Origin of the sequence: Mycolicibacterium chengduense (assembly GCF_033741155.1) — a bacterium.
Taxonomy (GTDB): Bacteria; Actinomycetota; Actinomycetes; order Mycobacteriales; family Mycobacteriaceae; genus Mycobacterium.
The window spans coordinates 324,784-347,080 of sequence record NZ_JAWQNH010000006.1; the positions used below are offsets into that span (position 1 = coordinate 324,784).

The 22,297-nt window shown below is 65.9% G+C and carries 22 protein-coding genes and 2 pseudogenes; 12 read left to right on the top strand and 12 right to left on the bottom strand.

Annotated features, from left to right (window positions below; genetic code table 11):
* Window positions 1-79: 79 nt before the first annotated feature.
* Window positions 80-823 carry a hypothetical protein gene (locus tag SBI67_RS23575; RefSeq protein WP_318982872.1) on the top strand — a complete coding sequence of 248 codons (744 nt, stop codon included), beginning with the start codon at window positions 80-82 and terminating at the stop codon, window positions 821-823.
* Window positions 824-850: 27 nt separating this feature from the next.
* Window positions 851-964: pseudogene (locus SBI67_RS23580) on the top strand (CAP domain-containing protein); the annotation flags it as partial.
* A gap of 21 nt (window positions 965-985) precedes the next feature.
* On the opposite strand, the gene SBI67_RS23585 reads toward SBI67_RS23580, so the two are convergent.
* Together SBI67_RS23585 and SBI67_RS23590 are read right to left on the bottom strand one after the other, a co-directional pair.
* Entirely contained in the window at window positions 986-1,342 is a 357-nt protein-coding gene (locus SBI67_RS23585) for an STAS domain-containing protein (RefSeq protein WP_318982873.1), read from the bottom strand.
* 63 nt (window positions 1,343-1,405) lie between these two features.
* Complete coding sequence (locus SBI67_RS23590; protein WP_318982874.1) at window positions 1,406-1,987, bottom strand: TetR family transcriptional regulator; 582 nt, start codon at window positions 1,985-1,987, stop codon at window positions 1,406-1,408.
* 75 nt (window positions 1,988-2,062) lie between these two features.
* Here SBI67_RS23590 and SBI67_RS23595 point away from each other — a divergent pair, with 75 nt between their 5' ends.
* Window positions 2,063-3,199 carry a 3-ketosteroid-9-alpha-monooxygenase, oxygenase component gene (locus SBI67_RS23595; protein ID WP_318982875.1) on the top strand — a complete coding sequence of 379 codons (1,137 nt, stop codon included), beginning with the start codon at window positions 2,063-2,065 and terminating at the stop codon, window positions 3,197-3,199.
* Window positions 3,199-3,939, top strand: coding sequence for an SDR family NAD(P)-dependent oxidoreductase (locus SBI67_RS23600; protein ID WP_318982876.1), 741 nt, complete (start codon window positions 3,199-3,201; stop codon window positions 3,937-3,939). Before SBI67_RS23595 ends, SBI67_RS23600 begins: the two co-directional genes overlap by 1 nt.
* Here SBI67_RS23600 and SBI67_RS23605 read toward each other — a convergent pair.
* Window positions 3,936-4,628 carry a type 1 glutamine amidotransferase domain-containing protein gene (locus tag SBI67_RS23605; RefSeq protein ID WP_318982877.1) on the bottom strand — a complete coding sequence of 231 codons (693 nt, stop codon included), beginning with the start codon at window positions 4,626-4,628 and terminating at the stop codon, window positions 3,936-3,938. The genes SBI67_RS23600 and SBI67_RS23605 overlap by 4 nt on opposite strands.
* Before the next feature lie 183 nt (window positions 4,629-4,811).
* The gene (locus tag SBI67_RS23610) at window positions 4,812-5,522 is read right to left on the bottom strand and encodes a VIT1/CCC1 transporter family protein (RefSeq protein ID WP_413232551.1); all 711 of its coding nucleotides are present in this window, start codon (window positions 5,520-5,522) and stop codon (window positions 4,812-4,814) included.
* Window positions 5,523-5,753: 231 nt separating this feature from the next.
* On the opposite strand from SBI67_RS23610, the gene ctaD reads away from it, so the two are divergent.
* On the top strand, window positions 5,754-7,469 hold the full coding sequence (ctaD, locus tag SBI67_RS23615) for an aa3-type cytochrome oxidase subunit I (RefSeq protein ID WP_318982878.1): 1,716 nt from the start codon (window positions 5,754-5,756) through the stop codon (window positions 7,467-7,469).
* Window positions 7,470-7,650: 181 nt separating this feature from the next.
* Here the strand turns inward: ctaD and SBI67_RS23620 are convergent, their stop codons facing one another.
* Together SBI67_RS23620 and SBI67_RS23625 are read right to left on the bottom strand one after the other, a co-directional pair.
* The gene (locus SBI67_RS23620; protein WP_318982879.1) at window positions 7,651-8,556 is read right to left on the bottom strand and encodes a nitroreductase family protein; all 906 of its coding nucleotides are present in this window, start codon (window positions 8,554-8,556) and stop codon (window positions 7,651-7,653) included.
* Entirely contained in the window at window positions 8,553-9,269 is a 717-nt protein-coding gene (locus tag SBI67_RS23625; protein WP_318982880.1) for a Crp/Fnr family transcriptional regulator, read from the bottom strand. Before SBI67_RS23625 ends, SBI67_RS23620 begins: the two co-directional genes overlap by 4 nt.
* Before the next feature lie 319 nt (window positions 9,270-9,588).
* Between SBI67_RS23625 and SBI67_RS23630 the strand changes: the two genes are divergently transcribed.
* The 3 genes from SBI67_RS23630 (at window position 9,589) to SBI67_RS23640 (ending at window position 12,815) form a co-directional block, all read left to right on the top strand.
* On the top strand, window positions 9,589-10,956 hold the full coding sequence (locus SBI67_RS23630; protein ID WP_318982881.1) for a wax ester/triacylglycerol synthase family O-acyltransferase: 1,368 nt from the start codon (window positions 9,589-9,591) through the stop codon (window positions 10,954-10,956).
* A 127-nt stretch (window positions 10,957-11,083) separates the two neighbouring features.
* Window positions 11,084-11,374, top strand: a complete 291-nt coding sequence (locus SBI67_RS23635) for a hypothetical protein (protein WP_318982882.1) — start codon at window positions 11,084-11,086, stop codon at window positions 11,372-11,374.
* A 76-nt stretch (window positions 11,375-11,450) separates the two neighbouring features.
* The gene (locus SBI67_RS23640; protein WP_318982883.1) at window positions 11,451-12,815 is read left to right on the top strand and encodes a wax ester/triacylglycerol synthase domain-containing protein; all 1,365 of its coding nucleotides are present in this window, start codon (window positions 11,451-11,453) and stop codon (window positions 12,813-12,815) included.
* Window positions 12,816-12,854: 39 nt separating this feature from the next.
* On the opposite strand, the gene SBI67_RS23645 is transcribed toward SBI67_RS23640, so the two are convergent.
* Window positions 12,855-13,697 (bottom strand): universal stress protein, encoded by an 843-nt coding sequence (locus SBI67_RS23645; protein ID WP_318982884.1) that lies wholly within the window; start codon window positions 13,695-13,697, stop codon window positions 12,855-12,857.
* A gap of 210 nt (window positions 13,698-13,907) precedes the next feature.
* Here SBI67_RS23645 and SBI67_RS23650 point away from each other — a divergent pair, with 210 nt between their 5' ends.
* A complete protein-coding gene (locus tag SBI67_RS23650; protein ID WP_318982885.1) occupies window positions 13,908-14,807 on the top strand; it encodes a universal stress protein in 900 nt (299 codons plus the stop codon).
* A 20-nt stretch (window positions 14,808-14,827) separates the two neighbouring features.
* Here SBI67_RS23650 and SBI67_RS23655 read toward each other — a convergent pair whose 3' ends face one another.
* Genes SBI67_RS23655 through SBI67_RS23665 form a run of 3 tightly spaced genes read right to left on the bottom strand, consistent with a single transcriptional unit; the run spans window position 14,828 to window position 16,853 of the window.
* Entirely contained in the window at window positions 14,828-15,058 is a 231-nt protein-coding gene (locus SBI67_RS23655) for a hypothetical protein (protein ID WP_318982886.1), read from the bottom strand.
* A 15-nt stretch (window positions 15,059-15,073) separates the two neighbouring features.
* Window positions 15,074-15,970, bottom strand: a complete 897-nt coding sequence (locus tag SBI67_RS23660; RefSeq protein ID WP_318982887.1) for a universal stress protein — start codon at window positions 15,968-15,970, stop codon at window positions 15,074-15,076.
* Between the two features lie 58 nt (window positions 15,971-16,028).
* Window positions 16,029-16,853 (bottom strand): universal stress protein, encoded by an 825-nt coding sequence (locus SBI67_RS23665; RefSeq protein WP_318982888.1) that lies wholly within the window; start codon window positions 16,851-16,853, stop codon window positions 16,029-16,031.
* A 418-nt stretch (window positions 16,854-17,271) separates the two neighbouring features.
* Here SBI67_RS23665 and SBI67_RS23670 point away from each other — a divergent pair, with 418 nt between their 5' ends.
* Genes SBI67_RS23670 through SBI67_RS23680 form a run of 3 tightly spaced genes read left to right on the top strand, consistent with a single transcriptional unit; the run spans window position 17,272 to window position 21,098 of the window.
* Window positions 17,272-18,114: a sigma 54 modulation/S30EA ribosomal C-terminal domain-containing protein gene (locus SBI67_RS23670; RefSeq protein WP_318982889.1), complete on the top strand. Its 843-nt coding sequence runs from the start codon at window positions 17,272-17,274 to the stop codon at window positions 18,112-18,114.
* Entirely contained in the window at window positions 18,111-20,156 is a 2,046-nt protein-coding gene (locus tag SBI67_RS23675; RefSeq protein ID WP_318982890.1) for an erythromycin esterase family protein, read from the top strand. The genes SBI67_RS23670 and SBI67_RS23675 overlap by 4 nt, the downstream gene beginning before the upstream one ends.
* Window positions 20,157-20,159: 3 nt before the next feature.
* Complete coding sequence (locus tag SBI67_RS23680; RefSeq protein ID WP_318983044.1) at window positions 20,160-21,098, top strand: 1-phosphofructokinase family hexose kinase; 939 nt, start codon at window positions 20,160-20,162, stop codon at window positions 21,096-21,098.
* Between the two features lie 150 nt (window positions 21,099-21,248).
* On the opposite strand, the gene SBI67_RS23685 is transcribed toward SBI67_RS23680, so the two are convergent.
* Together SBI67_RS23685 and SBI67_RS23690 are read right to left on the bottom strand one after the other, a co-directional pair.
* Window positions 21,249-21,509: an Rv2628 protein family gene (locus tag SBI67_RS23685; RefSeq protein ID WP_318982891.1), complete on the bottom strand. Its 261-nt coding sequence runs from the start codon at window positions 21,507-21,509 to the stop codon at window positions 21,249-21,251.
* A gap of 31 nt (window positions 21,510-21,540) precedes the next feature.
* Window positions 21,541-22,290: pseudogene (locus tag SBI67_RS23690) on the bottom strand (dienelactone hydrolase family protein); the annotation flags it as partial.
* Window positions 22,291-22,297 lie beyond the last annotated feature (7 nt).

Here is a 22,297-nt window from a genome sequence, read left to right on the forward strand (position 1 = left end):
AATTCGATTAATCTCTCGCTCGGCAGGGACTGACGGCGCCGCGTCGATGTGGGCCGCATGGGGAGGTGGAAGGACCGCAATGACCGCAACATTGAATCCCGCGATGCATGACGGAGCTGTTTCCGAGCGCGCCGACTACCGATTCCTTCGCATCGGATTGTGGTCGGTGGTGGTGTATGCCGGGCTGGGGCTGTTGGGATTCGCCGTGTTCGCGGGTTTTTGGCCGCCGCCGGGCGAAGACCTCGGTGCGGCCGGCATCGCCGCGTACTTCCGCGAACACGAGGCCTCGATCCGGGTCGGCATGGTCCTGATGGCGGTCGGTGCGCCGTGCTACTACACGTGGAGCATCGCGCTGTCGAAGATCATCAGCCGGATGGAGGGTCCGATGGGTCCTTTGTCCATGACCGAGTTGATCGGCGGGTTGATGACAGGCGTTGTCACCGTGGTTCCGGCGATCGTATGGCAGACGGCAGCGTTTCGTTCCGAAGCCCGATCGGCCGAGAGCGTGCAACTGCTGTACGACCTTGGCTGGTTGTTCTTCGATCTGACGTGGATGTTCTCGTTCCTGCAGAGTGTCGCCATTGGTATCGCCATCCTCAAGGATCGACGGGTGCAACCGCTGTTTCCGCGCTGGACGGGCTACATGTGCTTCCTGACGGCGGCGGTGTACATCCCGCTGGTGTTCATCCCGTTCGCGCGCACGGGGCCGTTCGCGTGGCACGGCGTGCTCAATTTCTGGGCGGTGTTCGTGATGTTCTTCGTGCTCATTGCGGTTCTGACGCCGTATGCGTTCCGAGCCTTGCGCCGGCTCGAAGCCGAGTGACCACATCGACGAAAGATTTGGAGGCGCCCGGTGGATCCGAGTCCCGACTATGACGCCAGCGACGAGCTCGAGTACTTCTTCAGCTGGCTGGCGTGGGGGCTTCGCGGCACGTATCCGCCGCCGGCCTACCCACCTGTGTGAGTTCCCAATTCCAACCCGTCGTCACGCGGTGACGGCGCTCAGTGCCGCGTCCAACGTCGGAACCACCCCGAGGACGCCCGCGAATCCGATCAGGTCGAGCGGACGGCTGGTGCCGGGACCGTCGGCGACGACTGCGAACCGCGTTGTGGCCGGCAGCGCGTCGTGCGCGGCGACCAGCACACCCATCCCGGTCGAGGCCAGGAAGTCGACGGCGGTCAGGTCCACGATCACCGCGTGCGGTGCTGTCGCCATGGCCGCCGCCAATGCGGTATCCAGCTGGGGCGCGGTGATCATGTCGACGGTCCCGGTCACCGTGAGCACGGTGACGGTGCCGATCCGGCGTTCGGTGACCGTGCAGGTGGCTGGATCTGGGGGCATGGCCGCCTCTCGGTTGCGCTGTGCTTCTTCAGCCGACGATAGCGGCGGGCGGGACCGGCGCGCCTAGCGGGTCAGCGCCGGCTCGCGCACCGGTGCGGTCAGCATCGCCGCGAGCATCGTGATGATGTCGTCGACGTCTCCGACCGATTCGGCCGACCGCTCCCGCTCGGCGAGCAGGGCGAACATTGTGGTGCCCAGTGCCGCAATGCGACGGCGGCGCGCCGACGGATCGGTGGTCGGGACGGCGCGGGCCAGGCGGTCCAGTACCGCGCCCCACGCCGACTGCTGCGCCCCGTCGGTATCGGTCGGCAAATACACCGCCGATGCCCGGAGAAAGCTTGCGTAACAATCGCTGTCGACGGCGGTCAGGGGGAGCATCAGCACTCGGAGCAGGGCGTGTACGTCGGCGGTGGGGCCGAGCGCGTCGAGCATCAGCCGTCGCTCGCGTTCCATCGGCGCGAGCCGCCGTCGGACCACGGCGTCGATCAACTCCTGGCGGTTGCTGAAGTAGTAGTTGACCGCAGAGTTGTTGCGCTGGCCCGCGGCGAGGGCGATATCGCGCAGCGGCACCTGGGCGCCGCGTGCCGCGATCAACTGTTCGGCCGCGTCGAGGATCGCGATCCGCGCCTGTTCACCTCGCGTCATGGCCTTAGATAATAAACATGGCTGACAAAATAAGCGAAGATGCTTAATATGCTCGTGACGAGCTGAGGAGGCGCCATGGTGGCGGACATCGACGAGATCCGGGAGATCGACACCGGTCGGCCCATGCAGCGCTTCGCCCGCGGCTGGCATTGCATCGGGTTGGCCGACGACTTCCGGGACGGTACGCCGCATGCGGTCAACGCGTTCGGCACCCGGCTCGTGGTGTTCGCGGACACTCGGGGCCGCCTGCAGGTGCTCGACGCCTACTGCCGGCACATGGGCGGTGACCTGTCGCAGGGTTCGGTCAAGGGTGATTCGGTGGCATGCCCGTTCCACGACTGGCGCTGGGACGGCTCGACCGGCAAGTGCGCACTGGTGCCCTACGCCAAACGCACCCCGCGACTGGCCCGCACCCGGCGCTGGCCCACCGGCGAGGTGAACGGCCAGCTACTGGTCTGGCACGACCCCGAAGGCAGCCAGCCCCCGGCCGAGCTGTTCCCTCCGACCCTCGAGGGCTACGACGACGGGCAGTGGTCGCCGTGGTCATGGAATTCGATTCTCATCGAGGGGTCGCATTGCCGCGAGATCGTCGACAACAACGTCGACATGGCGCACTTCTTCTACATCCATCACGCCTACCCGACCTACTTCAAGAATGTCATCGAAGGTCACACCGCCTCGCAGTTCATGGAATCCAGGGCGCGCCCGGACACCACGAAGAATTACGAAAAGCTCTGGGAGGGAACAAAGCTTCGCTCCGAGGCCACTTACTTCGGGCCGGCCTACATGATCAACTGGTTGCACAACGACGTGGCGCCCGACTTCACCATCGAAGTGGCCCTGATCAACTGTCACTACCCGGTGACCCATGATTCGTTTGTTCTGCAGTGGGGTGTGGCAGTACAGCTGATCCCGGGCATGCCGCCGGAGAATGCCGCCAAGCTTGCCACGGCGATGAACCGGTCATTCGGCGAGGGCTTCCTGGAGGATGTCGAGATCTGGAAGCACAAGAGCCGCATCGACAATCCGCTGTTGACCGAAGAGGACGGCGCAGTGTACCAACACCGGCGCTGGTATGAGCAGTTCTATGTCGACCTCGCCGACGTGACCAGCGACATGACCGATCGCTTCGAATTGGAGGTGGACACCACGCACGCCAACGAGTTCTGGCAGCGCGAGGTGGCCGCCAATCTCCAGCAAACCGGGGCGTGATGTCCGACCTGCAAGGCAAGATCGCGTTCGTCACCGGGGCGTCCTCGGGCCTCGGAGCCGAGACTGCCAGGCTGTTGTCGCGCCAGGGCGCAACGGTTTTCGGCATCGGCCGGGATGCCACCCGCCTGGCGGCGGTGTTCGACGACGTCCGACACGGGTCGTACGCCGTCGTCGACGTGACCTCCGCGCAGGCCTGCCGAGACGCGATGCATGAATGCGTCACGCGGTGGGGGGCCCTGGACATTCTCGTCAATGTGGCGGGTAGACATCAGATGCGCCGCACGGAAACACTGACCGATCAGGACTGGGCCGATGATCTCGCCGTCAATCTCACCGGCCCGGCGGCGCTGTGCCGGGCCGCCCTCCCGCATCTGCTCGACCGCGGCGGGAACATCGTCAACGTCGCATCCATCGCCGGGGTGGAGGGCCAGGCCTACTCGGCCGGCTACTGTGCGGCCAAGCACGGGCTGATCGGACTCACCCGAGCGCTCGCGGTGGAGTTCACCAAAGACCGCTTGCGAGTCAACGCCGTGTGCCCGGGCGGGATGCTGACACCGCAGATCGAGCAGTTCAGCCCACCCGAGAACCCGGATTTCGATCTGATCCTGCGCTCCGCGGCGCCGCGCGGTTTCATGCAACCGCTCGACGTGGCCAACGTGATCGCTTTCCTGGCGAGCGATGCGGCGGCCGCCATCCACGGCGCGGTCTACCGCGTCGACAACGGCAAGGGCGCCGGCTAGGTGAGCTTCTTGAGGAACTCGTTGGCGAGCGGCCCCGCCGACGCCGGGTTCTGCCCGGTGTAGAGGTTGCGGTCGACCAAGATGTACGGCTCCCAGAGGGGACCGCGGCTGAACTCGACACCCAGTTTGATCAGCTCGTCCTCCGCGGTCCATCGCGCCCTCGCGCGAAGTCCCACCGCATCCTCCTCGTCGTTGGTGAAGCAGGTGGCGCGGTACCCGCGGAAGGGGCTGACACCGTCGCGGCGGGTCGCCATCATCGCTACCGGTGCATGGCACACGATTGCCAACGGTTTGCCGGACGCCAGGGCTGCGACCAGTAACCGCCCGGAGTCGGCGTCCTGCCACAGATCCTCCATGGGGCCGTGGCCACCGGGGTAATACACGGCGTCGTAGTCTTCGACTCGGACGTCCGACAGGCGCAGGGGCCGACGCAACTCCTCGGCGATGCGCAGGGTTTCGGCCAGTTGCCCAGCGATCTCGGCGCTACCCGCCATATCGGGCCGCAGACTGACCACGTCGACATACGGCACGACACCGGCTGGTGTGGCCACCACGATCTCGTGGCCGGCGCCGGACAGCTCACGATATGGCGCGGCGAACTCCTCCGCCCAGTAACCCGTGGGATGTCGGGACCCGTCGGCGAGCGTCCAGTAGCTGGCGCCCGTCATTACGAACAGAATTTTTGCCATGGCGACCAGTCTGCTCTTCGGCGGAATATTTGGATATGGCTTGAAGTGGATATCTGCCGACTCCGCGGCGCTGTCGACCGGATCGTCCTACAGTTTGCCCGTGGCGTTTGCTGGAACATGACGCACGACTCCCTCGAGCGCCAGGCGCGCACCTCAGATGGAACCTCAGGTCCTCCGTCGAACTCAGCCCACGACTGTTCCGACGAAGAGTCCGATCGCGTAGGTGATGGCCAGCGCCAGACCGCCGCCGACGATATTGCGAACGACGGCCCGACCTCGCGGCGCGCCGCCGAGGCGGGCCGACACCGAGCCGGTAATTGCCAGGGCTATCAGGACGGCGACCACCGTGACGGGGATCCGCACGCTCGGTGTCGGCAACAGGATCGCCAGCAGCGGCAGCAGAGCCCCGGTGATGAAGGCCGCCGCGGAGGAGAAGGCCGCCTGCCAGGGGTTGGTGAGCTCGTCCGGTTTGATCCCGAGTTCGGCTTCGGCGTGGGCGGCGAACGCATCGTGCGCGGTGAGTTCGGTGGCGACCGCCTGAGCTGTCGACTCCGACAGGCCCTTGGCCGCATAGATCTGCTTGAGTTCGTCCAGCTCGGCCGCCGGATCGTCACGCAGCTCGGCGCGCTCCTTCGTCAACAGCGCACGTTCGGTGTCGCGTTGCGTGCTCACCGATACGTATTCTCCCAATGCCATGGACACCGCACCGGCGGCCAGCCCCGCGACACCAGCCATCAGGATGGGCCCGCGTTCCACCGTCGCCGCGGCGACACCGACGACGATGCCTGCGGTGGAGACGATTCCGTCGTTGGCGCCGAGCACTCCGGCCCTCAGCCAGTTCAGCTTCGAGGAGACGGAGCCGGTATGCGGCTCGGCAGGATGCGACATGGTCATCAGATTAGGCAATGACCACTCGCTCTGCCAGCGAATGTAGCCTCACCAAAGTGTTGGCGGGCAAGGTTGTTCGCCCGACTGGATGGCCGTGCCGACCGGATTGGGGCCGCGGGGGTCTAGGGCCTTTGTGCTCTAGATCCGGCCGCCACCGTCACGCAGAGTTGAGGCGTTCGGGCGCCGGCACCGCGACATGGCTGTGCCGTCGCCGAGCCGTCGTGGAAAGAAGGTCACGTGGTAGCCGAAGCGCCCCCAATCGGAGAACTCGAGGCACGGCGTCCATTCCCACAACGGATGGGCCCCAAAGGCAACCTGATCTACAAACTGATCACGACGACCGATCACAAGCTGATCGGCATCATGTATTGCGTCGCGTGTTTCGTCTTCTTCATGATCGGCGGCCTGATGGCCCTGCTGATACGTGCCGAGCTGGTGCGCCCGGGGTTGCAGTTCCTGTCCAATGAGCAATACAACCAGCTGTTCACCATGCACGGGACGGCGATGCTGCTGTTCTACGCGACCCCGATCGTGTTCGGCTTCGCCAACCTGGTGCTGCCGCTGCAGATCGGTGCCCCCGACGTCGCCTTCCCGCGGCTGAACGCGTTGTCGTTCTGGCTGTTCGCTTTCGGTGCATTGATTGCTCTGGCCGGATTCATCACTCCCGGTGGCGCCGCCGACTTCGGCTGGACCGCCTATACGCCGCTCTCGGACGCCGTACACAGCCCTGGTGCCGGTGCCGACCTATGGATTCTGGGTATCGCCGTGGGCGGCCTTGGCACCATCCTGGGGGCCGTGAACATGATCACCACGGTGGTCTGCATGCGTGCCCCCGGTATGACGATGTTCCGGATGCCGATCTTCACCTGGAACATCCTGGTGACCTCGGTACTGGTGCTGGTGATCTTCCCGCTGCTGACCGCGGCGCTGTTCGCGCTGGCCGCCGATCGCCGGCTGGGTGCACACGTCTATGACCCGGCCAACGGTGGCATGGTTCTCTATCAGCACCTGTTCTGGTTCTTCGGTCACCCTGAGGTCTATGTCATCGCGCTGCCTTTCTTCGGGATCATCAGCGAAGTGGTGCCGGTGTTCAGCCGCAAGCCCATCTTCGGCTACACCACGCTGATCTACGCGACGTTTGCGATCGGCGCGCTGTCGGTGGCGGTGTGGGCGCACCACATGTACGCCACGGGTGCGGTTCTCCTGCCGTTCTTCTCGTTCATGACGTTCCTGATCGCTGTTCCGACGGGTATCAAGTTCTTCAACTGGATCGGCACCATGTGGAAGGGCACGCTGACGTTCGAGACACCCATGCTGTTCTCGGTCGGGTTCATGGTGACTTTTCTGCTGGGCGGCCTGTCGGGCGTGTTGCTGGCCAGCCCGCCGCTGGACTTCCACGTGACCGATTCGTATTTCGTTGTGGCGCACTTTCATTACACCTTGTTCGGCACCATCGTGTTCGCCACCTACGCGGGCATCTACTTCTGGTTCCCGAAGATGACGGGCCGCCTGCTGGACGAACGATGGGGCAAGCTGCACTTCTGGCTGACGTTCATCGGCTTCCACACCACCTTCCTGGTGCAGCACTGGCTGGGCGATGCGGGCATGCCCCGCCGCTACGCGGACTATCTGCCGACCGACGGGTTCACCACGTTGAACGTCGTCTCGTCGATCGGTGCGTTCATCCTGGGTATCTCGACGCTGCCGTTTGTGTGGAACGTGTTCAAGAGCTGGCGCTACGGCGAACCGGTGGTGGTGGATGATCCGTGGGGTTACGGCAACTCGCTGGAGTGGGCCACCTCGTGCCCGCCGCCGCGGCACAACTTCACCGAGCTGCCTCGGATCCGTTCCGAGCGGCCCGCGTTCGAGCTGCACTACCCGCACATGGTCGAGCGGATGCGCGCCGAAGCGCATGTACGTGCCTCGGGGCACACCCCCGAACCGAGTTCCTGATCGACTGACCTCACATCGTCTGGGCTAGCGCACCACGACAGCCGATTGCTGGTCCACGTCCTGGCGGGCCACCAACACCGCTAACTCAGCGCGATCGTCGTGTGGGGTGACATCCATGATCGATGCGATATCGGATGACCGGGCGGCATCGACACCAGCGACTGGTCGTTGCGGTGAGTGGCTATCCTTCTGGCCGAAACTCCATCACATGTGAAAGTGGCTTGCGCGGCGACAGGGCCACCGGCCACGACGACGAATCCATCGATGCACCATCGACTTCCGCCCCGGCCTGACCCACTCTGATGAGAAGTTGCGGGGTGCCGCGCTGGCCGATCAGGGCGCGGAGCAGTTCCCTTGGCTGGGCGAGCTCGGTGATATGGGAGAGCGTGCAGGACGCATGGCCGGCCAGCGTGCATTCGAGCAGAACGGCCGACAGCGCCTCCCCGCAGCGCAGCAGGTCGTGGTGGGAATCCCCGTGGGAGGTCGACAGCACCACGACCTCAGAGCGGTCGCCATCTGGACTCCACCAGGCCAACTCGGACCCGAAGGTGTGGTCGTTGTGCCGGATCTCCGCAGTCAGCCTGGACATTTCGGCCAACTGCGGCCGGTCGACAGTCAATACCGTGTCGAACATGACGTGGTAGGGAATGACCGTTTGGCGCAGCCTCACCTCCAGGTCGGGCCAGGCCGCCGGCGCACGGAAGTGGTTCAGATCGGTGCGGCGCGCCAAGATCGCCTCGGCGCGCGCACGAGCCCGGGGTGACACGTCATCGACCACCGGGCGAACGCGGATGGTGGCCAGGTGCAGCGGGACATCCGGGTTCGGAAATCGCTGAACCTCCGCGTCCCACCCCGAGGCCGACAATGCGACCACCAGATGATCCAGGGCTGCACCACAGCTCAGATACACCTCGCGTCCGAGCGGATCGATGTTGGTCAGCGCTCGACCGATGTCGGCGTAGAGATGGAGCGTCGACGATCCTTCGGCCACCCAGCGCCAGGGCTGACTGTTGTAGAGCGACGGTGCGCGGCAAGCCATCTCCACCGCATCGCACAGGACCCGCGCCTTGAGTTCGGTCCCGGTCACGCCGGCCACCCCCTTCGGACATCCGGGAAGGCCCCTTGCGCCCTGCGGCGCAGGGCGTCCAGGTCGTACACGTCGAAGCCGCCAGGTGTCGTGACGAGCCAACCGCGCTCGACGAACTTGGCGAGCGCCTGGCTCACGGCCTCACGCCTGGCACCGGCAAGCTGCGCGAACTCCTGCCTCGTGAGCGAGTGATACACATGCACGGTCCCGTCGGAAAACTGGCCATCCTCGCCGAATCGGTCGGTGAGACCGACGATCTGCCGGGCAACCCGGGTCGCAACGTCGGCGGCGACCACGCCGGCGATCTCGGACTCGCGTTCTTGCACTTGACGCGAGAGCGCCTGCAACCATCGCTGGGCCAGATCGGGATGCCGGTGTGCCAACCGCCGTAGCGACGAGCTGGTGAGCCATCCCGTCCGTACCAGCGTTTGGCACGTTGCGGTCTCGCTTCGAAGGCCGGGGTCGAACATCGACAGTTCTCCGACGACATCACCTGGGCCCTTCACGTCCCGGACCACCTCGCTGCCGTGTGCCACCGGGCAGGACATCTTGACCAGGCCCGAGATGATCACGTACACCCGGTCGCCGGGCTCGCCCTGCCTGAACAGTCGATGACCGGAAGGGAAGTCCGCCAGGTGAAAGGTGGTACCGCACATGTCGCCGAGATGCGTCGCGAGCTCTGCGCCCTGCCCGTCGAACAGCCAGCTGCGCATGACGACGGACTCCCACGTCGCGCGCGGTGTTCCCCGACTCGCTGCCGGTCGCCGGATCGGGCGCGATATCGGTGCGAACGGATGACGGCGGGTGAGAGCACTGCCGTCGACCCGGACGCTCATGGGTCGACTCGCTCGGCGATGTTCTTCACGGCGACCGTCCCTTCGATGTCGGCTTTCTTCCCGCAGACCATCGTGCATCGCCGGCTGGCTCACAAAGGAGAGTCCAAAGTCCTCAGTCGAGGTGCCGAGGATCTGTGCACGAGTTCGGGACCTTCGCCTCTACGCGGGGGTCCTGTTATTGGCGAAGAGTCACCGCATGGACCACTTGTCGCCGTTGGACGCAGCATTTTTGGAAGCCGAGGACGCCGACCGGCATGTGAGCCTTGCCCTCGGAGCCGTGGCGGTGCTCGAGGGTCCGATGCCGGCCTATGACAGCGTTGCGGATTCGATCGCGACCCGAGTCGCAAAGGTGGCCCGGCTACAGCAGGTCTTGCTCACGCACCGACTGGATTTGGCTGCACCACAGTGGAAACCAGATCCACATTTCGATCCGTATCACCACATTCACCGCGCGGCACTTCCGCACGGTGGTGACGACGGGGCGCTGTTCCGGTTCGTTGCCGACGTCATGGAGCGTCGCTTGGACCGCGATCGGCCGCTCTGGGAGTGCTGGATCATCGAGGGCGTCGAGGCCGGACGGTGGGCATTGCTGATGAAGATGCACCATTGCATCGCCGACGGCATCGCCACCGTGCACCTGCTGTCCAGTCTCAGCGACCAGGGAAGTAGTGGTACCTTCGCCACCCAGATCCGTGCCGCGACGGCGAACGCAGGTGACGGCGCGAAGACGGCAGGCATGAGTCTGAACCCGTTGGAGTGGGTGAATACGCTGTGGCGGGGCGCGGCCGCGCTGCCCGATGCGGCGACCACGACAATCGCCGGCGCCGCACAGCTTGCGGCGGGATTGCTGGGTCCGGCCGCGGGGTCGTCCCTGAGGGGCCCGGTCACCGCGATGCGGCGCTATAGCGCCGCCCAGGTTCGGCTGCGGGACGTCGAGAAGATCACCAGTGTCTTCGACGTCACGCTCAACGACGTGGCGTTGGCGGCCATCACCTCCAGCTATCGGGACGGCCTACGGCGTCGGGGCGCCGAGCCGCAGCGAACGTCGCTTCGGACGCTGGTGCCGGTGTCCGTCCGTGACAATACTGCGTTGGACCGCACGGACAACCGGGTGTCGTTGATGCTGCCCCTCCTCCCGGTCGAGAAGCAGGATCCGGTGCAGCAGCTGCAGTCGGTGCATCGCCGACTCGCGAGGTCGAAGAAGACGGGCCAGCGCGAAGCGGGCAGCATTTTCGTAGGGGCGTTGAGCGCCTTACCGTTTCCGTTGACGGCCTGGGCGGTACGGGTGCTCATGCGGTTGCCGCAGCGTGGTGTCGTCACCCTGGCGACCAATGTGCCGGGGCCGCGGCGCCGGCTCAAGATCATGGGTTGCCGGGTGCTGCGTGTCCTGCCGATTCCGCCGATTGCGCTGCAGCTGCGAACGGGAATTGCGATCATGAGTTACGCCGACAGCCTGTATTTCGGCATCACCGCCGATTATGACACCGCGTCCGACATCGACGAGCTGACGCGGGGCATCGAGCTGGGGGTGCGGCGGCTCACCGCGCTCGCAACGGATAAGTAGCCGTCGCCGTGTCATCGGCGCGCGGGACCATCGGCCGGCTCGGTTCGGGACTTTCGTCGCTATCGGCCGGCCGAGAGAGTGAATACCGTTGGCTGCGAACGCAAAACCACCATCCGAAGGACACCCGATGACCGAAACCACGAAATCCCCTTCTTCGACGACGCAGCCGGCCGATCTCTTCGATGAGGTTCGAGAATCCGCCCGTATGGGCCAGCACGCGGCTGCAGAGGCGTTGCGCAAGTTCAGTCGGACCCTCGACGAAGCAATTCCCGAGGCTGTCCAACCCCTGCGGGCCAAGATCATCGACGCTGCCGTCGACTTGGCAGACACTCTGGCGGCCGCCCAATATCAGTTCAATCGCAAGCTCATCCGCACCGCTGACCGTGCGTTGACGCGCCCGGACGGCGACGAGAAGTAGACCGTGCCGGGGCGAGCCGTGACCCCTCGGCGGCTCGCCCCTGGCCGTTCAGGACCGCCGGGGAACAGGATGTGCCGTGACCACCTTTCTGCGCAGCAGTGACGCGTTCATCTGGTCCATCGGTGCCGATCCTCGGATGCGGTCGACGATCGTCTCGTTGCTGCTGCTGGACCGATCACCGGACTTCGCAACCGTTGTCGGACGGTTCCGAGGTCTCAGCCACCACGTGCCGATGTTTCGTGCCCGAGTGGTGCCCTCGCGGTGGCCGCTGCCACCGCGCTGGCAGCCCGACCCCGAGTTCGACCTCGCCTTCCACGTTCGCCGGGTGGGCGCACCCGGCGCCGGTGACCTCGCTGCGGTCCTGGAATTGGCCCGGGTAGCCGCGATGGCAGATTTCGACCCGGCGCGTCCGCTGTGGGAAGCAACGCTCATCGAGGAGATGGCCGGTGGGGGAGCTGCGCTGCTGTGCAGGATGAACCATGCGCTGACCGACGGCGTGGGTGCCGTCGAGATCAGCCGGTACCTGTTCGATGATCCGCGGCAGATCGGTTGCCGGGGCCGGTCTGTCGTCACCGCCCCGGCCGAAGCCGCCTCGCCTCAGGTGCGGAGCCAACTCGGCGAGGTTGTTTCCGCCTCGGTCGGTGCGGCTATGCGGGCACTTCACGGTTCGGTGCGCACCATGCCGGGGCTGCTCCTGCACGCCACCCGGCATCCCGCCGGCTCGGTACGGTCGGCCGGCGCGACCGCCACATCACTGTGGCGCGCCGCCGGCCCGCACCGGCGTGGATCACCGTCGATGTTCGCGCGCAGCAGCCTTCGCGCGGTCTTTGTGCACGAGGTGCCGACCCAGGCGCTGCACCGGGCCGCGGCGGTCGCCGGTGGCTCGCTCAACGACGCCTTCCTCGCCGCCGTCACCGCGGGACTACGGGGCTATCACGCCGACCGTGGCATGGTCGCGGAATTCACGGTGACCATGCCGATCAATCTGCGGAACGCGACGGATCAGCCAGGCGGAAACCGAACAACGTTGATGCGGTTCCGCATTCCCGCCGGACCGGCCGGCCCCGAGGTGCGCATGCGTAACATCCACCGGTTGGCCGGTGCCCAGCGCGCGGAGAAATCACTGGCCTATACCTCAGTACTGGCCGGCGCGGTGAGCCTGGCGCCGCGGTGTTACATCCGGTCCCAGTTCGAGAACGTCGACTTCATCGCCAGCAATGTACCGGGCCCCACGGCGCCGGTGAACCTGGGCGGTGCCGCCGTGCAGCGTCAATACGCCTTCTCGCCCACGCTCGGGTCGGCATTCAACGTCACGCTGCTGTCCTACGATCAGGTGTGCGGCATCGGATTCAACGTGGATACCGCAGCGATACCGGATGTCGAACCGTTCCGCGGGCACCTGATCGCCGGCTTCGACGAGGTGGTTGCGCCATTCAGGTGAGCTTGTGCCGTGGCGGCGGTGGACGCACGACGGAGTGCTTCACCACGGGCCATACCGAGGTGCGATGAGCACCGAGCAGTGCAGGTCGGTCAGCGCGGCGTAGAGGCCCGGGTCGCCGACTTCGATCAACTGATGGGTGGTGTCGTGCCCCAGCACGATCAGTCCGACGGTGTCGACGTTGTCGGCCAGGTAGTTGATCGGGTTGCCCGCGACCGCGACCGCCTCGATGTCGACTTCCGGATACAGCCGGCGATACCGGGCCAGCGCACGCTCCAGGTTCAGTTTGGCGTGACTGTCATGGATGTCGGTGAACCCGGGGCGCCAACCGGTCGCGACTCGCAGTGCGGCATGGCGCAGTCGGGCTTCGTCGACCGCGTGTCCGAGAACGGTGGGACATTCCGGGGAATCGGTGAATCCCGTGACGACGGAACTATCCCGCTGTCCGGTCTGCTCTCCGTTGATGACGGCGACCAGGCAATGGGATTCGTCGAGCAGTTGGGCAAGCACCGCGCCGCGGTGCATGTCCGGAGTTTCGCCGACGCAGCCGGAATGGACGCAGACCATGGCGGCAGACTGCGATGCCTTTGCCAGTGCGGTGAGCAGGCGCTCGTAGACGATTTCGACCTCGATCTTCACCGGGCGGCTGGTCGATTCGATGGCCATTGCCGCGTGCCGGACGGCGCTTTCGGCGACGGCGAAATCATGGGCGGTGCAGAGGCTGTCGAGCCGCACCGTCTCATGCGGCTCGATCGCGTACAGGAGTCGCAGCGGAAGGTCCCTGACCAATGCCTCGTCGACGGCCCAAAGAGCGACATTGATAGCCCGGCGGGATCCGTCGATGGCGACGACGACGGCCGTGGACGGGGGTGCGATATCGCGCATCTGGAACTCCGTGGAGGGCTTGCTGGTGCTTGCCCTTGAACCTAGATTCTGCGCCGCGGCGGGACGAGGGCCGAAAGTCCCTTCGAGGACGCCGTCGAGCACCGCGCGGCGGCATCAACGGGTGATTGAGGACTTTGGTCCCTCGCCGCCTCGCGTGCCGGGGACCAGAATGCTCCTCAAACCTGCCCGCGCCGACCGAAGGTGCTCGTCATGAATCTCGCTGATCAAGTGAACGGGAACCGGTTCGGCGTCATCGTCGGAGCCGACGGATCGCCGGCGTCGCGGGTGGCGGTGGACTGGGCGGCACGCGAGGCCGAGTTACGCCGCAGCCCACTCACCGTGGTTCATGTGGTCCCGACGGGCACGATGGTGTCCTGGATGGACGTTCCGATCACCGAGCGCTACTGGGCCGACCGTGACCGACGCGCCGAGCAAGTGATCACCGACGCCCTGACGCTGGTTGCCGACGCGATTTCGGATCGGCCGGCCATCCCAGTTGCGCACCGCATCATGGACGCTCCCACCGTTCCCACATTGGTCGAGATGTCCGCGACAGCCGAGATGGTCGTGGTCGGTTGCCGTGGTGAGGGCGGCGTCGGCCGACTGCTGCTCGGTTCGGTCTCCACCGGCTTGGTGCACAGGGCACATTGCCCGGTCGCCGTCGTGCGCGATGAGGATCCGTTGATGCCGGATCCGGCGCATGCGCCGGTGGTGGTGGGCATCGACTGCTCGTCGGCTTCCGATCGCGCGACCGGGATCGCGTTCGACGAAGCCGCTTGGCGTGGCGCGCCTCTCGTTGCTGTGCATGTCTGGAGTGACCACATCGACGACCTCGCCGATTACCTCTGGACCGATGCCGAGCAATCGGCCCGACGTGCACTCACCGAGTACCTCGAACGGTGGACGCATCGGCACCCGGAGGTGACGGTGCGCGTCGTGGTGGAACGCGATCACCCTGCCCGACGACTGCTCGATCATGCCGACAAGGCACAGTTGCTGGTGGTCGGCAGCCATGGCCGGGGCGGCTTCGAGGGCATGTTGCTCGGTTCGGTGAGTTCTGCGGTCGTGCACGGCGCACGGATGCCGGTGATCGTCGCCCGGGGTTCGTGACCTGCGCGTGCCTTCCGCGTTCAGCTATCGTCGCCGTCCTGCCTGAAATCGTCGGTCCGCATCTCCTCGTCTTCCTCATCGACGGCTGTCCGCTGTTCGAGCACATCGGCGGGATCGGCTTCGAGGTCGGCGGTCGGCTCGTCCGTGAACAACGTGTGGGTGATCGCCCCGTCCGATTGCTCGGCGAGGTCGGCATCGTCGGCGCGCGGGATCGCTGAAACGTGGTTCATGTCGTCCGCTCCGTTCTGCATGGCGGTGTGATGCCGCTAGTCGTTGCGTGCAACGATCAGGGGGGTGTCGATCTCGTGGGCGATCACTGAGCTCACCGACCCGAGTAGCATGCCGGCGAAACCGCCGCGACCGTGACTGCCGAGGACCACGAGCTGGGCCGTCTTCGCCTGCCCCAGAAGATGTTCGACCGGGTGATCACGCACGATGATCCGATGTACGGTGACGTCGGGGTAGCGCTCCTGCCATCCGGCCAGCCGTTCGGACAGGATCTCGCCGGCCTCGGCTTCGACCGCTGACCACGGGATGGGCACCACCTCGGGCCACTCCACATCGCTGAAGGCGTGCAGCGCGATCAGTTCGGCATGGCGCCATGAGGCCTCGTCGAACGCCAGCGCCGTCGCGCGCTCGGATGCGGGTGATCCGTCGACACCGAGCACCACCGGCCCGTTCGCGTGCTCTGCGGCGACACTGCCGCGGACGATCGCGACCGGGCAATGTGCGTGGTGCAGCAGCGCGGTGCTGACCGATCCCAGCAGTGCCCGGCCCAACGCGCCCATCCGCCGGCTACCGACCACCACCATGCCGGCCTGCTTGGTCAGGTCGATCAGTGTCGGTACCACCGCGGCGACCGGTGTCTCGGTAGTGATGTGCAGCTCGACGCCGGGCACGCTTTCGCGGGCGATGCGCACCGAGTCGGCGATGACTTGGTCGGCTTGCTGTTGCTGCCAGAGGCCGAATTCCTCGCTGATCGGCGAACCGAACATCCCGGGGCCGGACCAACCGGCGCTGAGGGTGCTGATGACGTTGACGATGGTCAGGTCCTGGCCGCGCCGGGCGGCCTCGGCGGCCGCCCACCGCACCGCGTCATCGGAAGCTTCCGAACCATCGACCGCGGCGAGGATGCCCTGCTGGAGTGTGGTGTTGAGGCTCATGAACTGTTCCTTTCATTGTTGGGATCGATGGTGTTTTCGCTGGACGTCAGCGCGGATGTCACCGCACGACCAAAACCGAGCAACGGCCGTGCGGGAGAAGTGAATAACTTTGTGGGCCAATCACTGTCGTTACCTTGTCGGCGTCGTCCGCGCCGAGCACGGCCAGTTGAATCTGTCCGTCGGCGTTGTCGGCGAGAAACCGGGGCAGGTCGGCCAGTGTCGGCACCGGGTAGACATGGACATCGGGGTAGCGCTGCGTCCACTGCGCGACGGTCTGTTCAAGCTCCGCGTACGGGGTCTTCCCGAAGTCGTCCTGCCAGACTCCGACCGCGATGAGCGCCACGTGCCGATTCCTGGCTTCGTCCAAGGCCGCACGGAACACGGCATCGTCGCGCTGCGCGCGTCGGAAGCCGACCACGATCACCCCACCGTTGCGGTCCGCCGTGACGGTGTCGCCTTGCCGTACGACGGCCACCGGGCAGTGCGCGTGTTCGGCCACCGCCTGGGCCGTGGAACCGAGCACCTTGCCGGCCACCCAGTCGATTCCGGTCGATCCGACAGATACCAGTGCCGCATCGCGCGATTCCGCGATCAGCGCGGCCGCGGGATGTCCGCGGCGCACCACGGGATCGGCGGCGACCGGTTTGCCCGTTGCAGCAATCGCTTCGACGGCGCGGTGCAGCGCCCGGTCGGCGAATTCGTTGTCGACCTGGGTATCGCTGTGCACGGTTCCCGGCAAACGTTCGTCGTCCACAACATAGATCAGTCGCAGCGGGGCATCCCGCCTGATCGCTTCGTTGACGCTCCACAACGCCGCATGTACCGCGGCGTCAGATCCGTCGATACCCACGACCACCGGCGGGTTATCGGAGCGCCGTTGCATCAGCAACTCCTGTACTCCTGTTGCAGTTGGCGACTCGACCGACATCCAGGACGGTCACCGGCCTCGGAGGCTCGGTGCGGTGGTCGCCGCCAGGGTGCTCACCATCGGCCGTCCGCGGCCGGTGATGGGCGTGGTACAGCACCGCAATGCCCACGGCTGCCATCAGGCCGGCGAGAACGGGACGTTGTCTGCCCATTGTGACCCCACATCCGTCTTACTCCCATTGGCGTTCCGCCACATCCACATTCGACCACCGCGAGCAGTGCCTGACTAGGGACCGAAGTCCCTCGTCTGGAGGCCATTTGTCGAGCCAATCGGGACCTCGATCGGTTGGGATGCGTTGCCGCACCGCAGCGGCGTACTCGCCGGTGACCTTCGGCCCTAACGATGCGAGCGCGTACGGCGTACCAACAAAGACATGACCGACGGGCCACGGGCCGTACCTGCCATCGAAATCGAAGTTGAGATCTCCACCGACGGCGACTTCGCAGATGTCGCTGACTACGCGCGCACCCAGCTGGGAAAACTCGCGCGGCTCACCCATGTGCCGGTATCACACGCTCGGCTCAGGCTGAGCAGACACCGCGATCCGGCTGTCGACCATCCTGTGGTTGCGCAGGGTCGCCTCGACGTCGGCGGACAGGTGATCTGCGCGGAGACCGAAGCATCGACAGCGGGCGCGGCGATCGATGAGTTGGAATCACGGTTGCGGGTCCGGCTGATGCGCGTGTTGGACGCCAGGGGCTGGCGGCACCGCGGCGAGGACACCCAGCCGTGGCGGCGACCAGCCGGGCACGTCGGGGCAGCTTCGGAGGCGGTTTCGAACATCGTTCGGCGCACGTCCTTCGCGATGGCCCCGTGCACCGTTGATGTCGCCGTGGGTGAGATGGAGTTGCTTTCCTACGACTTCCACCTGTTCCACGAGATCGGTTCCGGCACAGCGGCGCTCGTATACCGCGGTGGTCCCACCGGCTACCGGTTGGCATTGGTGGCACCGGAGCTGGCTGCGCAGGTAGCCGAGTACCGCGGGCTGGTGACCATCAGCCCCCATCCGCTGCCGTGCCTGACCGAGTGCGAGGCACGCGATCGCATGGCGCAGCTCGACGTCCCCTTTCTGTTCTTCATCGAGGCCAGTCAGGGGCGGGCCTGCGTGCTGTACCGCCGCCACGACGGCGATTACGGACTCATCACCCCACCGGCCCCGGCGCAGCCGGTGGTCTACAACACGAAAACACCGATGACGAAACGGAGTGACTCATGACCAATGCGCGGGCTCTGGGCGGACATCAGCCCAGGCGAATGTTTCGGGATCGCCGCGAGGCCGGTCGAGTCCTCGCCGAGTTGCTGGGTGGATACCGCGGCAAGGAGGGCGTCGTCGTGCTCGGCTTGGCCCGTGGCGGTGTGCCGGTGGCATGGGAAGTCGCCGCCGCACTGGGTGCTCCGCTGGACACGTTCATCGTGCGGAAGTTGGGCGCGCCCGGGCACAACGAGTTCGCGATGGGTGCGCTGGCCACCGGTGGTCGGGTGGTGGTCAACGACGACGTCGTCCGGGCACTTCGGGTCACCCCCCAGCAATTGCGTGATGCCGCGGAACGGGAGGGCCGCGAACTCGCGCGGCGTGTCAGCGCTTACCGGGCCGACCGTCCACCGGTGGAATTGGCAGGTAAGACGGTGATCCTGGTCGACGACGGTCTGGCGACCGGGGCCAGTATGCTGGCCGCCGTCGAGGCGTTGCGCGAGATGGATCCCGCCGAGATTGTCGTAGCGGTACCTGCCGCCCCCGAGTCGACATGCCGCGAGTTCGCGGCGTTGGTGGACGATCTGGTCTGTGCGTCGATGCCCACGCCGTTCCTCGCCGTGGGGGAGTCGTTCTGGGACTTCGAACAGGTCACCGACGACGAGGTGCGTGAGCTTCTTGCCACACCGACCGTGGGTATTGCCACCACCAGGCTTCGGATCGCCGAAACACCGGCAGAGGTCATCGCCCGCTGCGCTGTCGATGCGCCTTCGGGTATGCCGCCGATCGAGGCGCTCGAGGAAATCGTCGGTGACGCACGGGTTGTCCTGATCGGTGAGGGCTCACACGGCACCCGCGAGTTCTACGAGGCGAGGGCGGAGATCACCAAATGGCTGATCGAGGAGAAAGGCTTCTGTGGAGTGGCCGTCGAAGCCGACTGGCCGGACGCGTATCGGGTGAATCGGTACGTCCGTGGCTACGGCGGCGACACCTCTGCAGACGAGGCCTTGAGCGGATTCGAACGCTTCCCCGCCTGGATGTGGCGCAACACCGTGGTGCGCGACTTCGTCGGATGGCTTCGTCTGCACAACAACGAGAGTCGGGCGCAGGGCCGCCGCCAGACCGGTTTCTATGGGCTCGACCTTTACAGTCTGCACCGTTCGATGGAGGAGGTGATCAACTATCTGGAGAACGTGGATCCGGATGCCGCGCAACGGGCCAGGGACCGATACGCCTGTTTCGATCGCACCTCTGGCGACGACGGACAGGCCTACGGTTTCGCCGCCGCCTTCGGCGCCGGTATGTCCTGCGAGCGTCAGGTGGTCGAGCAGTTGGTCGAGCTGCAACGCACTGCACTTCAGTACGCGCATCGAGACGGGCTGTTGGCCGAGGACGCGCTGTTCTACGCGCAGCAGAACGCGCAGACCGTCCGCAATGCCGAGGTGTACTACCGGGCTATGTTCGGCAGTCGCGTCACGTCGTGGAACTTGCGGGACCAACACATGTTCCAGACCCTCAAGACGTTGCGTGCCCATCTGCATCGACACGACCACGACGAACCGGTCGGGATCGTGGTGTGGGCACACAACTCGCACGTGGGGGATGCCAGGGCGACCGAAGTCGGTGCGGACGGTCAGCTGACGCTCGGTCAACTGGTGCGGGAAGGTTATGGCGAGAAATCCCGACTGATCGGCTTCACCACGTACAGCGGCACGGTGACCGCCGCCAGCGAGTGGGGCGGGGTCGCCGAACGCAAGACGGTCCGGCCGGCCCTCAACGGCAGCGTCGAAGAACTCATGCATGAGGTCGACAGGCCCGAGTTCCTGGTGTCGGCACTGATCGGTCGCGACGCCACCGGTCCGCTGGACACCCTCCGTCTGGGACGGGCGATCGGCGTCATCTATCTGCCCGCGACCGAGCGGCAGAGTCACTACTACCACGTACGGCCCGGTGACCAATTCGACGCGATCATCCACATCGACCGGACCACCGCGTTGGAGCCCCTTGAGCCCACCAGCACGTGGGTTGCCGGGGAAACACCGGAAACCTATCCCACCGGTCTCTGAGGGATACCGGTGATCCTCACCCTGACGATGAATCCTGCTCTCGATGTCACCGTCGAAGCTGATCGCGTCCGTCCAACTGACAAGATCCGTTGCCGCGCAGAGCGATACGATGCCGGCGGTGGTGGCGTCAATGTGGCGCGATTCGCTCACGCGATGGGCGCCGACGTCCTCGCCGTGCTGACTGCGGGTGGGCCGACGGGGACACACGTCGTGGAACTGATCGACGCGGCACACGTGCCCCATGTGCCCGTCGCCGTCGAGGGGATCACCAGGCAGAGCCTCACCGTCAACGAGTGTGCCACCGGGCAGCAGTACCGTTTCGTGCTACCCGGACCCGTTCTCACGGCAGAGGAGCAGCGGCGGTGCCTCGACCTGATGGTGGATGCCGCAGCGCCGGCGGACTTCGTCGTCGCCAGCGGCAGCCTGCCGCCCGGCGTGCCGCCTGACTTCTATCAGCGGGTGGCCGACATCTGCCGCCGGCGGAATGCCCGCCTGGTCGTCGATACGTCCGGTGGGGGATTGACACACCTCACCTCGGGCGTGTTCTTGCTGAAACCGAGCGTGCGGGAACTGCGCGAATGTGTCGGTCGCAGGCTTGACTGCGAAACCGACCAAGTGGCTGCGGCACGTGAACTCATCGATGCGGGTACGGCCGAGATGGTTGTGGTCTCGCTCGGCGCGGAGGGCGTTCTCGTGGTGACGGCGCGAGACAGTTCACGGCTGTCCGCCATGCCGGTCACCGCAGTCAGCGGGGTGGGTGCCGGAGATGCCTTGGTCGCGGGTACGGTCGTCGGGCTGGCCCGGGGATGGCCGCTCCCTACGGCGGTGCGCTATGGAATCGCGGCAGCGACGGCGAAACTGCAGACAGCGGGTACCTCGGCGTTCCACCGGGCCGAGGTCGACTGCCTCTTCGACGGTTTCGACGCTACAGTGGGGCGCTGAGCGCAATCGCCGTCACGACGTCCAGCCAAACCGCCGGAACGTTGTGGAGGGCGGGTTGCCCTGTGCAAGCGCCACATCCGGGCAGGGCTTGGGCAATCGGGGGGTCATGGTGCGCCACGTGGTGCACCACCGCTCCGGTGCTGCGGATCATCAAGCCGCCACGGCGACATCGATCGACAGGGCGTCGGCCAAGGCGTGCGCCGCGGCCCAGTTGCCTTCACAGACGGTGCGAGCGAAGTCCGCTGCTATCCCGCTGTGCACCCCCAGCTGTGCCAGCCAGAGCGCTACCGTCGTGTCGAGCTGATCGGCCGACACACAGACGCAACGTTCCTGGTGCAGTCGATCGGTGAGAACATACTTTGCGGCCGAGGCCGTGCTCTTGCGCCGGCTCCGAGCGTTGAGAGTTCTCATCGGTAGCTCCTCGGTCGGTGTGTCTCCTCAATCACATCAAGTCGGGCCACCGCCGAATACGGTCGTATATCCCTGTCTTCGAGTGTCTTTGGTCCCCAGCCCGGTCGACCAAATGCCGGATGAACCAGTCTCGTGCCAATTGCGCTGCCCGCTCCAGAGTGCCGGGCTCCTCGAAAAGGTGGGTGGCGCCGTCGATCACATCGATGCGGCATTCGGCGGTCATCGCTGCCTGAGCGCGGCGGTTGAGTTCCAGCACGATCTCGTCCCGTCCACCGACGATCAACAAGGTCGGCGCGGTGACATCGGCCAGTCGCGGGCCCGCCAGATCGGGACGACCTCCGCGGGATACCACGGCCGCGATGTCGATCCGCTCGTCGGCGGCGGCCGCCAGCGCCGCACCGGCTCCCGTGCTGGCGCCGAAGAAGCCGATCGGTAATCCGGCGGTACCTGGTTGGCTCGTGAGCCAGCCGGTGACGTCGACGAGCCGGTGCGCCAACAGCCCGATATCGAAGACATTGGCGCGGTCGGCTTCCTCGGTCGGGGTGAGCAGGTCGAACAGCAGCGTTGCGAATCCTGCGTCGTTCAGGACTCCTGCCACGTACTGGTTGCGCACACTGTGCCGGCTGCTACCGCTGCCATGCGCGAAAACGATTGCACCGTGTGGATGTTCTGGGATGGCCAGCAGACCGTTGAGGTCGGCGGTGCTGGTTGGCACCCGCACCGGCTCGGTTGTGACAGCGTGGGACTGCAGCATGTGGGTGCTCCCTGGTAATGCCCGGTCCAACCGG